General features: G+C 46.6%; 11 protein-coding genes. All 11 read left to right on the top strand.

The window, feature by feature from the left end:
- The first annotated feature begins 70 nt into the window (after positions 1-70).
- The 11 genes from ACVBDY_RS20335 (at position 71) to ACVBDY_RS20285 (ending at position 15,636) form a co-directional block, all read left to right on the top strand.
- Complete coding sequence (locus ACVBDY_RS20335) at positions 71-3,907, top strand: efflux RND transporter permease subunit (RefSeq protein WP_447177309.1); 3,837 nt, start codon at positions 71-73, stop codon at positions 3,905-3,907.
- A gap of 2 nt (positions 3,908-3,909) precedes the next feature.
- Positions 3,910-5,142 (top strand): TolC family protein, encoded by a 1,233-nt coding sequence (locus ACVBDY_RS20330; RefSeq protein WP_447177308.1) that lies wholly within the window; start codon positions 3,910-3,912, stop codon positions 5,140-5,142.
- Between the two features lie 67 nt (positions 5,143-5,209).
- Complete coding sequence (locus ACVBDY_RS20325; protein ID WP_447177307.1) at positions 5,210-6,991, top strand: efflux RND transporter periplasmic adaptor subunit; 1,782 nt, start codon at positions 5,210-5,212, stop codon at positions 6,989-6,991.
- Between the two features lie 28 nt (positions 6,992-7,019).
- Positions 7,020-7,583, top strand: a complete 564-nt coding sequence (locus tag ACVBDY_RS20320) for a DUF3347 domain-containing protein (RefSeq protein ID WP_447177306.1) — start codon at positions 7,020-7,022, stop codon at positions 7,581-7,583.
- Between the two features lie 109 nt (positions 7,584-7,692).
- Positions 7,693-8,256, top strand: a complete 564-nt coding sequence (locus ACVBDY_RS20315) for an AraC family transcriptional regulator (RefSeq protein WP_447177305.1) — start codon at positions 7,693-7,695, stop codon at positions 8,254-8,256.
- Positions 8,257-8,392: 136 nt separating this feature from the next.
- Complete coding sequence (locus ACVBDY_RS20310) at positions 8,393-9,457, top strand: LacI family DNA-binding transcriptional regulator (RefSeq protein WP_447177304.1); 1,065 nt, start codon at positions 8,393-8,395, stop codon at positions 9,455-9,457.
- Positions 9,458-10,104: 647 nt separating this feature from the next.
- Positions 10,105-11,646, top strand: coding sequence for a beta-N-acetylhexosaminidase (locus ACVBDY_RS20305; RefSeq protein WP_447177303.1), 1,542 nt, complete (start codon positions 10,105-10,107; stop codon positions 11,644-11,646).
- A 9-nt stretch (positions 11,647-11,655) separates the two neighbouring features.
- Positions 11,656-12,993, top strand: a complete 1,338-nt coding sequence (locus ACVBDY_RS20300) for a sugar MFS transporter (protein ID WP_447177302.1) — start codon at positions 11,656-11,658, stop codon at positions 12,991-12,993.
- Positions 12,994-13,004: 11 nt separating this feature from the next.
- Positions 13,005-14,222, top strand: coding sequence for an N-acetylglucosamine-6-phosphate deacetylase (gene nagA / locus ACVBDY_RS20295; RefSeq protein WP_447177301.1), 1,218 nt, complete (start codon positions 13,005-13,007; stop codon positions 14,220-14,222).
- A complete protein-coding gene (locus tag ACVBDY_RS20290) occupies positions 14,219-14,992 on the top strand; it encodes a glucosamine-6-phosphate deaminase (protein WP_447177300.1) in 774 nt (257 codons plus the stop codon). The genes nagA and ACVBDY_RS20290 overlap by 4 nt, the downstream gene beginning before the upstream one ends.
- A complete protein-coding gene (locus ACVBDY_RS20285) occupies positions 14,989-15,636 on the top strand; it encodes a carbohydrate-binding family 9-like protein (protein WP_447177299.1) in 648 nt (215 codons plus the stop codon). Before ACVBDY_RS20290 ends, ACVBDY_RS20285 begins: the two co-directional genes overlap by 4 nt.
- The last annotated feature ends 67 nt before the right edge of the window (positions 15,637-15,703 follow it).

Genomic DNA, 15,703 nt, shown 5'->3' with positions numbered 1-15,703 from the left:
CGGTATGCTTAGTTCGCTCCATGATCCTGGTTTTGCCCCGATTATTTTATATCACTAAAAGCAAGATCCGATGTTAAATAATATTATTCGTTATTTTTTGCATAACCGGCTGGTAACGGTCCTTTTGCTGCTTCTCTTTACGGGTTGGGGACTGGTAACTGCACCTTTCGACTGGGACACCGGGTTTTTACCCAAAGACCCCGTTCCGGTAGATGCCATTCCGGATATAGGAGAGAACCAGCAGATTGTCTTTACCAACTGGCAGGGCAGGTCCCCACAGGATGTGGAAGACCAGATCACCTACCCGCTTACTACTTCTTTGCTGGGAGTTCCGGGAGTTAAATCGGTACGGAGTACTTCCATGTTTGGGTTCTCCAGTATATATATCATCTTTGATGAAGATGTCGAATTTTACTGGTCGCGTTCCAGGATACTGGAAAAATTGAATTCTCTGCCGGCCAATCTGCTTCCGGAAGATGTACAGCCAACTCTTGGCCCCGATGCTACCGGACTTGGGCAGGTATTCTGGTACACGCTGGAAGGACGTGATCCGGACGGCAATGTTACCGGGGGATGGGATCTTCATGAACTGCGAACCATACAGGATTTCTACGTAAAATACGGACTGAACGCTGTCTCCGGGGTTTCCGAGGTAGCTTCTATCGGCGGCTATGTGCAGGAATACCAGGTAGATGTCAATCCCGATGCCCTCAAGGCCTATAATATCGGAATAGGCCAGGTCATGATGGCCGTGAAGAATTCCAACCGCGATACAGGGGCCAAGACTATAGAAGTGAACCAGGTGGAATACCTTGTCCGCGGCCTGGGATATATCAAATCCGTCGAGGACCTGGAAGAGACTGTGGTTGCTGTCAATGCCAACAAACCTATACTTATTAAGGACATAGGAAAAGTCACCCTGGGCCCTGCCACGCGGAGAGGCCTGCTGGATAAAGAAGGGGCCGAAGTGGTGGGAGGCGTTGTCGTGGCCCGTTATGGTTCCAATCCGCTGGAAGTTATTGATAATGTAAAAGACAGGATTAGCGAAATCGCTTCCGGTCTGCCTAAAAAGACACTGGCCGACGGCACCGAAAGCCAACTGACTATTGTACCTTTTTACGATCGTACGCAGCTTATTCACGAGACTATCGGCACCCTGGAAAGAGCACTTTCCCATGAAATACTTATCAGTATTATCGTAGTTATCGTACTGGTGCTGAACCTGAGGGCTTCGGTACTTATTTCAAGCCTGCTTCCGATAGCGGTATTGATGACTTTTGTGGTGATGCGCTATGCAGGGGTTGATGCCAATGTAGTTGCCCTTTCCGGTATTGCCATAGCTATAGGTGTTATGGTGGATGTGGGGATCGTGTTTGTGGAGAATATGATCCGGCATCTGGAATTTAAAGAGAACAAAGGAGCGAGAGGAAAGATGCTTTTGGAGGTCATTTATAAAGCAACCATAGAGGTAGCCCCGGCCATAACTACGGCATTGGCCACAACTGTAGTGAGTTTCCTCCCGGTATTTTTTATGGAACATGCCGAAGGTAAATTGTTCCGGCCGCTGGCTTTTACCAAAACCTTCGCCCTGGCAGCTTCCTTTGTCCTGGGAATTATCGTGCTGCCAACCCTGTCGTATTTTGTGTTCTCACCCGGATCGGGGAAAAAGAAAATGACAACGATATGGAATATTTCCCTGGTAACGGGAGGAATATTGCTCGCGCTTATCTTTAAGATGTGGCTTCCGCTTGCACTGGTAGTTATCGGAATTATAAAACTGCTGGAACATCGCAGTCCCGGCTTTTTAGGTAAGTATTCTTCGGAGATCACACTTTTCATAGTACTGGCAGTGACCCTGTTTTTCCTTGCGGAAGAATGGGTACCCCTGGGCCACCAGAACAGTCTTGTCACCAATTATCTTTTTGTTATCGTACTGCTGGCATTAATTCTGACTGTATTACTGGCAGTGGTACGTTATTACGAGCCTGTTTTAAAATGGTGCCTGGTACACAAAGGCAAATTCCTCCTGGTTCCCTTATTCACCATATTTTTAGGTTTGATGATATGGATAGGCTTTCCGAAGATGTTCGGTTTTGTGGCCCGCGGGCTGGATAATATCGGGTGGAATGTCCGTACCACAACGGTATGGAGCGGACTGGCCCACACCTTTCCGGGAACGGGGAAAGAGTTTATGCCGTCACTGGACGAAGGTAGCTTTCTGCTGATGCCCACTTCCATGCCCCATGCGGGAATAGAAGAGAACAGGCGTGTGGTGCAGCAATTGGATATGGCCGTTGCCCGGATACCGGAAGTGGATATGGCCGTAGGAAAGCTGGGGAGGGCAGAGAGCGCCCTTGACCCTGCGCCAATTTCCATGTATGAAAATATAATTAATTACAAACCGGAGTACAGTACAAACGAAAAAGGAAGGCAACAGGCCTATAAAACGGATAGCGAAGGGAGGTTTATCTTAAAGTCGGGAGATACCCTTACCAACGATGAGGTGCTGGAAAGAGGTTTTTCGGATAAGGACCTGGTAAAAGACAGTGACGGATCATTTTTCCGGAACTGGAGAAGCTCGGTCAGATCTCCGGATGATATCTGGAATGAGATCGTAAAGGTTACCAGGATCCCCGGAGTGACTTCCGCGCCTAAACTACAACCTATAGAAACCCGCCTGGTGATGTTGCAAACCGGTATGCGGGCCCCTATGGGGATCAAGGTGTACGGACCGGACCTGGAAACCATACAGGATTTCGGTATACAACTGGAAAATCTTCTTAAACAGGTACCTTCTGTAAAACAGGAAGCCGTTTTTGCCGATCGCATCGTGGGGAAACCCTATTTACAATTGCACATAGACCGTAACGCCATAGCACGGTACGGACTTAGTATAGAACAACTGCAGCAGGTCATAGAGACTGCCATAGGAGGCATGCAGGTTACTACTACAGTAGAAGGAAGGGAACGCTTTCCGGTAAGAGTAAGGTACCCGAGGGAACTTCGCGACACACCGGAAAAGATAAAAAAGATACTGGTACCGACTCCTTCCGGGGCACAAATCCCCCTGGGAGAACTGACTAAAATGGAATACCTCCGTGGCCCCCAGATGATAAAAAGTGAAGAAACCTTTCTTACCGGTTATGTGCTTTTTGATAAGAAAGAGAACTATGCGGAGGTGGATGTAGTGAACGATGCCCGGCAGTTTATCGAAGAAAAAATAGCTTCCGGGGAATTACAGGTTCCTAAAGGCGTTAGCTACAAGTTTTCCGGGAATTACGAAAACCAGGTACGAGCCGTAAAGAGATTAGCTATCGTAATTCCCCTGAGCCTTGTGCTCATCTTTTTACTGCTGTACTTTCAATTCCGTACCGTCATTGCTTCTACCATTCACTTTTCCGGGGTCTTTGTGGCCTTTGCAGGAGGATTTATCATGCTGTGGCTCTACGGACAGGGTTGGTTTATGGATTTTGCCATAGCCGGGGTGAATATGCGCGACCTGTTCCAGATGCACACCATAAATCTCAGTGTAGCGGTCTGGGTAGGTTTTATAGCCTTGTTCGGGATCGCTACCGATGACGGGGTGATTATGGGGACCTACATTCACCAGGTCTTTGAAGAAAAACAACCGAAAACTGTCCCGGAAGTAAGAGCAGCTGTGCTCGAAGCCGGACTGAAACGGGTGCGTCCCGCCATGATGACCACGGCGGTGACCATTATTGCCTTGTTACCAGTACTGACCTCTACGGGGAAAGGGGCGGATATTATGGTGCCTATGGCTATACCTACCGTAGGGGGAATGTTCATTCAGATAATGACCATGTTTGTGGTCCCCGTATTACAGGCATACTGGAGGGAAACCGTGGTGAAAAAAGAAATATCGGAAACGAACACTAAAACATTATAGAGATGGGAAAGATGATCTTGATATTATGCTGTGTATTGCTGTCCGTAAAAGTGACGGCACAGTCCCTTGAAGATTACCTGCAAACGGCTGCGGAAAATAATCCGAAGATCAAGGCTTCCTACGCCGAATTTGAAGCGGTCATGCAGAAGGCCCCGCAGGTGAGTAGTCTGCCGGACCCTACACTGACGATGAGCGCTTTCGGAAAAATGATAGAGACCCGCCTGGGCAGGCAGGAAGCCAAATTTTCATTGATGCAGATGTTCCCTTGGTTTGGAACGTTGAAAGCACAGGAAGATGCGGCAACCCTGATGGCGGAAGCGGGATTTCAGCAATACCTGGATGTCAGGGAAGAACTTTTCCTGGAAGTGAAAACAGTATATGCCGAAATGTATGAACTGGAAAAGACGATCCGGTTCCAGGAAGAAAATATGGAAGTGCTGAACACTTTCAGGGAACTGGCATTGTCTAAATTCAGGAATGGTAAGGCAGCAATGGTAGACGTGGTCCGTGTAGATATGAAACGAAACGAAACAGAAACAGAAATATCCCTGCTAAAGGATAAAAAGGAAGCCATAAAATACCGTTTTAACGCCCTGCTGAATGTCGGTTACGATAATGAAGTGGTATTTCCGGAAGCACTTCCTTCCGGCGAAGATGATATGCCGGAAGAATATGCGGAAGCAGACAGCCTGTTTTCCGCACATCCGAAAATGCTGCAACTGGATAAACGTACCGCTTCGTTCGGGGCGCAGAAAAGGGCTGCCGTAAAACAGGGATTACCCATGCTGGGCCTCGGGGTAGATTATTCTATAATCAGCAAACAGACGGAAATGAACCCACGGAATAACGGGCAGGATGTGATTATGCCCATGCTTTCCGTGAGTTTGCCTATCTTCAGAAAGAAGTATAAGGCAAAGGTAAAGGAAGCGGAATTCCTGGCGGAATCTGCACAACATCAGAAAGTCGCGGTGAAAAACCAGCTACGGGCCGGGTATGAAATGGCAAAATACGATCTGAAAAAGGCAGAGCAACGTATGACATTGTACGATAAACAACTGGAAAGTACCGGTCAGGTCATAAAACTACTGTTATCGGCTTACAGTAATTCAGGAAGCGATTTTGAAGAGATACTCCGGGTGCAGCAGGAAAAATTGTTATATCAGACTGCAAAGACCACAGCTGAAAAAGACCATTTTGTAGCACAGGCAAAAAAAGATTATTTATTAATAAGATAACCTGTAATGCCGCACGGCTGTGCGGCTTAAACGGGAGGATATGACCCTCCCAGAAATAAATAAACAGATGAAAACAAAAAATAAAAATATCTGGATCATGACAGGAATCCTTCTTTTCGGTTTCCTGCTGGGCTGGCTGGTGTTTGGCGGAAGCGGGGAAACGAAGGATAATCATGTGCACGGAAAAGAAAGTAGTGTTGCCGAAACATGGACTTGTTCCATGCACCCCCAGATCAGGCAGAACGAACCCGGGAAATGTCCGATATGTGGCATGGACCTGGTGCCATTGGAAGACAATGCTTCCGGCGGGGACCCCGCAGTCGTGGAAATGAGCGAAAACGCGGTGAAACTGGCCAATATCCGTACGATGACCGTAGGAAGACAGGCCACGGAAAAGGTAATCCGCCTCAACGGAAAAGTAGTGCCGGACGAGCGTAAAGTATATGCGCAAACCACACATATACCCGGAAGGATAGAACAGCTTACCGTAAACTTTACCGGGGAAAGTGTAAGAAGAGGGCAGTCCCTGGCCGTTGTATATTCGCCGGACCTGGTAACCGCCCAGGAGGAATTGCTGCAGGCTTACACTATTCGGAATGCTCAGCCCGAACTGTTTGAAGCCGCAAAACAGAAACTGCGCAACTGGAAGATAGGGGAGGCACAGATAGACAGGGTACTGAGTAACCAAAGCCCGATACAGCGCTTTCCCATAGGAGCTGATGTAAACGGTATTGTTACGGAAAAGAAAGTAGAACTCGGAGACTATGTGGAGCGGGGAACATCTCTTTATGAAATAGCCGACCTTTCTGCGGTATGGATGCTTTTCGATGTTTATGAAAGCGAAATGGTGTGGATAAAGGAAGGAAGTAAAGTGAACTATACCGTAGCCTCTCTACCCGGAGAGACATTTGAAGGAGTTATTTCTTTTATAGACCCGTTGATCAATGCACAGACCAGGGTAGCTACTGCCCGGGTGGAGGTGTCCAATAAGGACGGGAGACTGAAACCCGAAATGTTTGCTTCTGGGGAAATACGGGTAATGCCCGGTTCGGCATCTGGGGAAGAGATCACCATACCGAAGACCGCGGTTTTGTGGACCGGGGAGCGTTCCGTTGTTTACACCAGGGAAGGAGCCGGGAACAAGCCCGGGTTTAAACTGCGTGAAGTCACCCTGGGACCGTCCCTTGGAAATGCCTATACCGTAAAAGCGGGATTGCAGGAAAGCGATGAAATCGTGGTTAACGGTACTTTTACCGTAGACGCGGCAGCACAACTGGCCGGAAAACCGAGCATGATGAATCCGGAAGGAGGAAATAACAGTGCCGGACATCATCACGGAAATTCCGAAATGGCTGTCCCCGGCACTACAGAACCCCGGAACGCTCCTGTAAAAACAGAGATTTCCGAAGAAGCCAAAGCCGCTTTGGAAAAAGTAACAGAAGCATACCTGGCGCTCAAAGACGTGCTGGTCGGTGGAGACCGGGCAGCGACAAAACAGGCCCTAGAATCCGTACGGTCCTCGATCGCCTCCGTGGATATGTCACTTTTTAAAGGAACATCACACGAACGCTGGATGGATCTTCAGAAAGAAATGAACAGATATGTGGAACGTATGATCGGAGCGGCGGATATAGAAGGAATGCGGACGTATTTTAAACCGCTATCCGACAACATTATCCGGATGGCGAATATGTTCGGGCCGTTTTCCGTAACTTTATACGTACAACACTGCCCTATGGCAGATTCGGATAAAGGAGCCGACTGGTTAAGTCTGTCGAAAGAAATACGCAATCCGTATTTCGGGGATAAAATGCTGAAATGCGGGGAAGTAACAAGTGAGATCAAATAAAAACAGAATAACGTTAAATTACATACCAATGAAAAACAGATTAGTAATAGCAATGCTGGCCCTGGCTACCGTAACAGGGATGTATTCCTGCAAACAGGAAAAAAAGGAAACCGTAAAGACCGTAGAGGAAAAACACGAAGATCATTCGGGGCATGAAGAGAATATGCACCATAAGGAAATGGCTGGAAATCTTACTTTTAAGAATGATAAAATAGGAAATGCTTATGGCCATTACATCCATGTAAAAACCGCTTTGGTACATACTGATGCCAAAGAAGCGAAGAACGGTGCCGGAATGCTGATAAAAGCCCTTTCGGAAGTGGAGAATGCCGAAAAGGCAACTGATTTTGCCAAAGAAATCGAAGGTACGGACGATGTGGAAAAACAACGCAAGGCTTTTTACGGACTTTCGGAAGCCTTTACTTCTGTGATAGACGGGCAGATAGCTTCGGGTACGGTGTATAAACAATATTGTCCCATGGCATTCGATTTTGAAGGAGCACACTGGCTGTCTTCCGAAGAAGAAATACGCAACCCGTATTTCGGGGACAAAATGCTGAAATGCGGAGAGGTAAAAGCGAGGCTTAACTAGAAAACAGATTTGAGATACCGGATATTAGAAATGAGACGACTTACTTATGGTTGAGATACATCGCTATAATCTCACGTCTCATTTCTAATATCTGGTATCTTATAAAACCATGAAACTTCATATTAAAAATATGGTCTGCAGCCGGTGCAAAATGATTGTACGGGCAGAACTGGAAAAGCTGGGATTACAACCTTTATCGGTGGAACTCGGAGAAGTGGAATTTTCCGGGGAAATTTCGGGGAAGGATAAAGAGGAAGTGGAAAAAGCTTTACAGCCCTATGGTTTCACGCTTATCGATGACAAGAAAAGCAGGTTGATAGAAAAAGTAAAAAGCCACATCATAGAACTGGTACACGGACAGGAAAAGGAATATCCGAAAACAAACCTGTCCGACTACCTCAGCCGGGAATTGCACCATGATTATACGTACCTGAGTAATTTGTTTACCCAGATCGAAGGAACCACCATCGAGAAATATTTTATCGCCCAGAAGATCGAGAGGGTAAAGGAGCTCCTGGTTTATGACGAGTTGTCGTTGAGTGAAATTGCGTTCCAGTTACACTATTCCAGTGTGGCCCACCTTAGCAGGCAATTTAAGAAAATTACAGGGCTTACCCCTTCGCATTTTAAGCAATTGGGAGAGAGCCGCAGGAAGCCCCTGGAGGAATTGTGAGGAGGGTATTATAAATTACAGATAGCAAGTTTATTACCTGTCACTTGCAATCATTACAACATCCACCTGTATTTCTGTCTAGGATTAACTATATCGGGAAGGAACTCCAATATAATTTTTAATATTTTTGTTGTTTATGGAAAACGACAAGGAAAAACAACTGGTGGGTGTCAAAGAGATCGCCAGGAGGGCCAATGTATCTACTGCTACGGTAGACAGGGTACTGAACAACCGTTCCGGTGTTTCGGCGAAGACCAAGGAGCGCATACTGGAAATAGTCCGCGAACTGGATTATAAACCCAATATCATGGCACGCCGGCTGGCCTCGAGGAAAACATTGGCATTTGCGGTATTAATTCCTGAAATTTCCGAAGAAACAGAATATTGGGATGCCCCCCTAAACGGTGTAAAGCAGGCCGCCGGTGAAATAAAGGATTTCGGGGTTACGGTAGACCTTTATTTTTTTAATCAGAATGAAAAAACCTCCTTTGTACGGCAATCAGAGGAAATTCTGAACGGGGAATATCAGGGGGTAATACTGGCCCCTATGTTTGAAGAAGAATCTATTGCTTTCATCCGGCAATGCGAAGAAGCTGTAATCCCCTTCGTTTTCATTAACTCCGATATAGAAGGGCAGAACAACCTTTGCTATATTGGCCCGGACCTTTTTCAAAGCGGCTATCTTGCCGGCCATTTAATGCATTATATGCTGAAAGAAGGACAAAGGGTGCTCGTAGTAAATATTTCAAAAGAAATGGACCTGCATCACCACCTGCTTCGTAAGGAGGAAGGGCTAAGAGCTTGTTTCCAAGCTACGGATAAAGGGATTACACTTTTTAAAACAGATATCCGAAAAACCGATTATTCGTCTATTAAAAATGAACTTACACAAAGACTCTCCGGTAATTCTGTCGATGTTATTTTTGTCACTAACTCACGCGTTTCTTCCGTGGCCCGTTTTCTGGAAGAGACCGGAAGACAGGATATTACCCTGATAGGATATGATTTTCTCAGGGAGAATATCCGTTACCTGCAAAAGGGAACGGTCGATTTCCTGATCTGTCAGAAACCTCAGGAACAGGGGTACAGGGGGGTCATGGCACTGTACGATGTCCTGGTACACCAACATACCCTGCCCCGCGAACAGTATATGCCTATTGATATTGTTACGAGAGAGAACTACAAGTATTATCAGAATTAAGAGAGGAACTTCTTTACTGATCTCTAAACGGTTAAAATATTTAGCTTTGGCTTCCAAAGTAAGTTTATCCCACGTGGCCTGAATTACTTAACCCAAGAACCTAGTAACATAAGAACATCCCATCTCTTACCAAAACCTATAGCTTTAAATTCAAAGATCCATTCCGAGCGAAATATCTTATTTTAGAAAAGGCTTTTACCGTCATTTTTAAGTATTCGTCGCTTCGGTCATAAACAGGACCCGGTTTCTTTCCTCATTTTTATTCCATTATTTTTTTAGTGATCACTCTGAAAAGAAAACCTTGATGTTTACTGAGGTTTTACGGCTCTTATTTTCCATAAATCTCCCCTGATACTCATATCTCAAAAAATAATTTATATTGATTTATTATCAATAATATTGTTTATTTTAATAAAATTATTATCTTCGGGCACGTTACCGTATAATAATAATTTAATATTACAGTAATTTTTATGGTTTTTATTCATTTAGATAATGAGCATTGTAGAACTGCGAATGTCCTCCTGCGGATTACAAATAATCGCAGGGTGTACCCGGTGAAAGAGAAGTACAGTTTGCATTTCTGGGACAGGAGCAGGTTGTCAGTAGTATGCCATCTTAAACAGTGCCGGTAAAACATCAATAGTATGATTAAGATCAGGAATATAAGTACCATTTTACCTTTGCTGTTATTACTTCTGCTAAGTAATGGGAAACAGGTATTTGCAGTCTCCCCTCAGGATTTTGAGATAAGGGGTTTCCATCTCGATCTCAGGATACAGGTCATGAGAATGCCTGCCCTGAAGGATTTTGCCCTGAAGCTCAGCAAAAACGGGATAAACACCCTCCTTATGGAATGGGAAGCTACCTATCCTTATGAAAAACACCGGGTCATATCCGGCCCGTATGCATATAGCAGGGAAGAGGTAATATCCTTTATTTCCTACTGTGATTCTATCGGTTTGGACGTAATTCCCTTACAACAAAGTTTCGGACACGTGGAATATATTCTACGCCACCCGAGATACAAGGAACTTCGGGAAGACCGGAAGGATTATTCACAGGTCAATCCCACTAAGGAAGCATTGTGCAAGAAACTTTTTACCGATCTGTACAAAGATATTATCAGTACGCATACCTCGGAATATATCCACATAGGGGGCGATGAAACCTATCTGCTCGGTCATTCGGAGGCATCGCGGAAAAAAGCGGAGGCCATGGGCATGGGGCGTCTGTACGGGGATTACCTGAAAATGCTGTGTGAGGCGGTCATAAACCTGGGCAAACGCCCCGTTATATGGGCGGATATAGCCCTGAAATACCCCGAAGCCCTGGAATTGCTTCCGGAAGAAACCATCCTGATGGACTGGAATTATGGCTGGGAACTCGACCGCTTCGGAGATCACAGGAACCTGGAAGAAAGCGGCTTTGAAATATGGGGCGCACCTGCCCTGAGAAGCGGCCCCGATAATTATTTCCTGACCGACTGGAACAAGCACCTGGAAAATATACGCACCTTTATTCCGCAGGCCCGGTCCCTCGGGTACAAGGGGATTGTGATGACCTCCTGGTCCACCTCCGGAATCTATGCTCCCGTTTTCGAATCGGCTACCGATATCATTGACCTGCACGCCGTAAGACGTGTTTATCCCATTACCGGTTTTGACCTGCTGATAGAAGCTTATTTTGAAGCGTTGAAGTCCGATACACCCTTAGTGCCAGACGATTTTATGACTAAATATTGTGTTGATACTTATGGGTTTGACCCGTCGGAAGCACAGAAATTCCGGAAAGCCCTGACCACTGCTCCTTATGAAGTGAACCAGGGAGTGGTAAGCCACCCCGGTATGGATGTGTCTCAACTCAGGGACAGTGCTGTCCGGGTAAGAAATATGCTCCAGGAACTAAAACCGGAAAAAAACCGGAAAAATTATCAACACCATCTTCTTATGGCCGATATCAGGGTGCATTACCTGAGCTGCATAGCCGTGGAGGAAGAAATGAACAGGGAATCTTTTGATAGCAGTAAGATACCGAAACTCCTTGGCACCCTTAACGATATTCCGTGGCGTAAAACAGACGGGAAATTTATACGACTCAACCGTCAGGTATTCTACGTCTCCGAACTGGAAAAGGAAAACCGACTGAGAAATAAAAGAAGGCAAACACTTATCGGGAAACTGCAATAAATTGACAAAATGCCAAGAGAAAAGACACATATATTACAAGCGGGTACTACGGGAACAGGGCAGATGACACTGTCGATTGCTATTATAGCGCTGCTGTTCTTTGTCTTTGGGTTTGTAACCTGGATCAATGCCATATTGATCCCCTATTTTAAAGTGGCCTGTGAACTGAACAATTTCCAATCCTACCTTGTTGCCTTTGCTTTCTATATCGCTTACCTGGTCATGGCCATTCCTTCGGGATACCTGTTGAAAAGGACCGGGTTCAAAAAAGGGATGATGATCGGTTTCTGGGTTATGGCCGTGGGGACATTGATCTTTGTTCCTGCGGGGATGACCCGTACATACGCGGTTTTTCTCACCGGACTGTTCACCATGGGGATGGGACTGGCAGTGTTGCAAACGGCAGCCAACCCGTATATTACTATCCTTGGAGCAAAGGAACGCGCGGCGCAGCGTTTCAGCATTATGGGGGTGTGTAACAAGCTGGCAGGAATACTTGCTCCCTTGCTTTTTGCCGCCGTTATACTACGGCCTACGGATGATGTGCTTTTTCAAACCGTAGGGACCATGCAGGGGCCGGAAAAAGAATTATTGCTGGACGAACTGGCCAGACGGGTGGTCATACCTTATGCCGTATTGTCTATGGTCTTATTGTTGCTCGGGATCATGGTCAGGTTCTCTCCCTTACCGGAGATCGATACCGAATCGGAGGATGAAGAAACTGCGGCATCGAATACGGGTAAAAACAGTATCCTCGATTTTCCCCACCTCGTGCTGGGGGCCGTAGCCATATTTTTTCATGTAGGTTCGCAGGTCATCGCGGTAGACAGTATTATCAATTACGCTTCGGACGGCAGACTGTCCTTTCTGGAAGCCAGGATATTTCCTTCCTATACCCTTAGTGCAACCATAATAGGGTACCTGCTGGGGATTTCCCTGATCCCGAGATTTATCTCCCAGCTTCGCGCCCTGAAGATATGTACGATACTTGGTGCTTTGCTCAGTGTAGCCATCCTGTCGGTGCATTATCAGGTGCGTTTGCTGGGGGTTGAGGTGGATATATCGGTATGGTTTGTAGTGCTGCTCGGGTTTGCCAACTCCATGATCTGGGCAGGGGTATGGCCCCTGGCTATGGACAACCTGGGTCGTTTTATCAAAACCGGGGCCTCATTGCTTATCATGGGACTGTGCGGTAATGCCATTATGCCGCTGTTTTATGGTTACTGGGCCGATCATTATGGCCTTCGGGAAGCCTACTGGGTTTTAATCCCCTGTTACCTCTACCTTATTTTTTACGCCTTTTACGGTTATCGTCTGAAAACGTGGGTTTATGCCCGTTCATCCTGAAATAAAAACTAATGGAATATCTGAAAATATACAACGGAACAATACTAACTCCTCACCGCACCATAAAAGAAGGATGTATCCTTATCAAAAATGGAAAAATACTGGAAGTAGGCAGTGCGAACGTGGAGGTGAAAGGGGCAGCCGAAATCGATGCTGGTGGACGCTATATAGCTCCAGGTTTTATAGATATGCACGTACATGGCGGCGGCGGGCATGATTTTATGGACAATACCCCGCAAGCCTTTCTGGGTATAGCCAAAGCGCATGCTTCTTACGGTACTACAACCCTGATGCCCACGACATTGAGCAGCGCCAGACAAGATCTTATGGCCACCCTGGAACTTTACGAACCGACGGACAGGCTTAACAATGAAGGAGCACAATTTGCAGGAATGCATATCGAAGGACCTTATTTTTCCATGAAACAGAAAGGCGCACAGGATCCCCGGTTTATCCGTGATCCCCAACCGGAAGAATACAGGGAGATTGCAGAGCGGTTTCCTTTCGTCAAAAGGTGGAGTATCGCACCGGAATTGCCCGGGGCGCTGGAAATGGGGCGTTATCTCTCCAAACGGGGGATTTTACCCTCCGTAGCACATACCGATGCGATTTATGAAGAGGTACTCAGGGCTTATGAAGAAGGATATGTTCACGCCACACATTTCTATTCCTGTATGTCCGGGGTATCCCGGCGGAATGCCTACAGGTATGCGGGTGTTGTGGAGAGCGCCTATCTCCTGGACAATATGACCGTAGAGATCATAGCCGACGGCATCCACCTGCCCGCTCCGCTGTTAAAACTGGTCTATAAGATCAAGGGGCCCGATCGAACCGCATTGATCACTGACGCCATGCGGGCTGCGGGTATGCCGGAAGGGCCAAGCATATTGGGAAGCCTGGCGGGCGGACTTCCGGTGCTTGTGGAAGACGGTGTGGCCAAATTGCCTGACAGATCGGCTTTTGCCGGAAGTGTGGCCACGGCAGACCGACTGGTACGCAATATGACGGAACTGGCCGATGTACCCCTGCACGATGCCATTCGGATGATGAGCGAAACACCGGCAACCATACTGAAGATACAAGACCGGAAGGGAACACTGGTAAAGGGAAAGGATGCCGATATAGTCATCTTTGACGAGTATATAAACATCAACACCACTATCGTAAAGGGGAATGTTGTCTTTCGCCGTGAAACCGATACATCAATAGTACATCACAAAATATTATGAATACAAAATTACAGGCTGAAAAATTAAGTGTGAGGATCTACGAAAACCGTGGGGATCTGGGCAAGGCTGCCGCAATTGCCGTAGCCGCAGTCCTCAGAAAAATGCTTTCGGAGCAGAAAGAGGTGAATATGATTTTTGCCGCTGCTCCCTCGCAGAACGAATTCCTCGCTGCCCTGCGCCATATGGAAGACATACCGTGGAACAGGGTCAATGCCTTTCATATGGACGAATATATCGGGCTGCCATCAGATGCCCCGCAGGGTTTCGGGAATTTTCTGCGCGAACGCCTGTTCGATCGCCTTTCTTTTGCTTCGGTACATTATATCCGTGGCAATGCGGAAGATCCGGAAGCCGAATGCCACAGGTATGCGGATCTCCTGAAGCGCTATCCTACACACATAACCTGTATGGGTATCGGCGAGAACGGTCACCTGGCCTTTAACGATCCGCCCGTAGCCGATTTTGAAGATAAGGCCCTGGTAAAAGTGGTTACTCTGGACGAAGCCTGCCGCAGGCAACAGGTCAATGACGGGTGTTTTTCGGATATGAATAAAGTCCCCGTAAATGCACTGACGCTTACCATACCCGCCCTGATGAGGAGTTCCGCGATATTTTGCATGGTGCCGGGAAAAACCAAAACCGGGGCGGTAAGGGATACCCTGGAACAACCGGTAATAGAAGAATATCCGTCTACCATATTGAGAAAACACGAACATGCCACCTTGTTCCTGGACAGGGAGAGCGGCGCTTTATTGAAAACAACTTTATGAAATCCCGGAAATTGAAAATACCCTATATCGAAATACCACAGGCGGCGCTCAACGGGCATATGAACAATAGCTTTGAGGATGCGTGTTCCTTTTTGATCGATAACAGGCCCTGGGAACAATATCCGGATGTTGTAAAGGCCGGTTGTAAGGTGGCCCATAACGGAGATGCCCTTTTCCTGAGTTACTATGTTGAAGAGAACCACGTGGTAGCATCTTCTGTGACCAATGGGAATATCCATAAAGATAGCTGTGTAGAGTTTTTTATTTCTTTTGGCGATGACGATAGCTATTACAACCTGGAATTTAACTGTATAGGCTGGGGGAAAATAGGATATGGAAAGGACAGGCACGATCGAAACCTGCTTCCGTCCCGATTGGTGGAATCCGTAACCTCCTTTTCAAGTATTACATCGAAGGTTGTCAATGAAGAAAAGCATTTTATATGGGAAATATCCTTTGTAATCCCTATAACGGTCTTTTGCCATAACCATATCCGTTCATTTTCGTCCCTGAGAGCCCGGGGTAATTTTTACAAATGCAGCAGTGCAGGCCCGCGCCCCCATTATTTAACCTGGAATAAAGTCAATACCGAAAAACCTGATTTTCACCGCAAGGAATGCTTTGGAGAACTGGAGTTCCTGTAAGCCAGGATCCCGGAAAGGATTAAAAGACTGACTAAAAGAATATCCGCAAAAAAAACACCACGATGAC

Source organism: Sinomicrobium halophytocola (assembly GCF_052983395.1).
Note: the sequence above shows the minus strand (reverse complement) of the source record. Positions and strands in the feature narration are given on the sequence as shown.

What these genes read in the sequence shown, in the direction of transcription:
- ACVBDY_RS20335 (WP_447177309.1), top strand. Translation starts at nt 71, where the DNA reads ATGTTAAATAATATTATTCGTTATTTTTTGCATAACCGGCTGGTAACG.
- ACVBDY_RS20330 (WP_447177308.1), top strand. Translation starts at nt 3,910, where the DNA reads ATGGGAAAGATGATCTTGATATTATGCTGTGTATTGCTGTCCGTAAAA.
- ACVBDY_RS20325 (WP_447177307.1), top strand. Translation starts at nt 5,210, where the DNA reads ATGAAAACAAAAAATAAAAATATCTGGATCATGACAGGAATCCTTCTT.
- ACVBDY_RS20320 (WP_447177306.1), top strand. Translation starts at nt 7,020, where the DNA reads ATGAAAAACAGATTAGTAATAGCAATGCTGGCCCTGGCTACCGTAACA.
- ACVBDY_RS20315 (WP_447177305.1), top strand. Translation starts at nt 7,693, where the DNA reads ATGAAACTTCATATTAAAAATATGGTCTGCAGCCGGTGCAAAATGATT.
- ACVBDY_RS20310 (WP_447177304.1), top strand. Translation starts at nt 8,393, where the DNA reads ATGGAAAACGACAAGGAAAAACAACTGGTGGGTGTCAAAGAGATCGCC.
- ACVBDY_RS20305 (WP_447177303.1), top strand. Translation starts at nt 10,105, where the DNA reads ATGATTAAGATCAGGAATATAAGTACCATTTTACCTTTGCTGTTATTA.
- ACVBDY_RS20300 (WP_447177302.1), top strand. Translation starts at nt 11,656, where the DNA reads ATGCCAAGAGAAAAGACACATATATTACAAGCGGGTACTACGGGAACA.
- nagA (WP_447177301.1), top strand. Translation starts at nt 13,005, where the DNA reads ATGGAATATCTGAAAATATACAACGGAACAATACTAACTCCTCACCGC.
- ACVBDY_RS20290 (WP_447177300.1), top strand. Translation starts at nt 14,219, where the DNA reads ATGAATACAAAATTACAGGCTGAAAAATTAAGTGTGAGGATCTACGAA.
- ACVBDY_RS20285 (WP_447177299.1), top strand. Translation starts at nt 14,989, where the DNA reads ATGAAATCCCGGAAATTGAAAATACCCTATATCGAAATACCACAGGCG.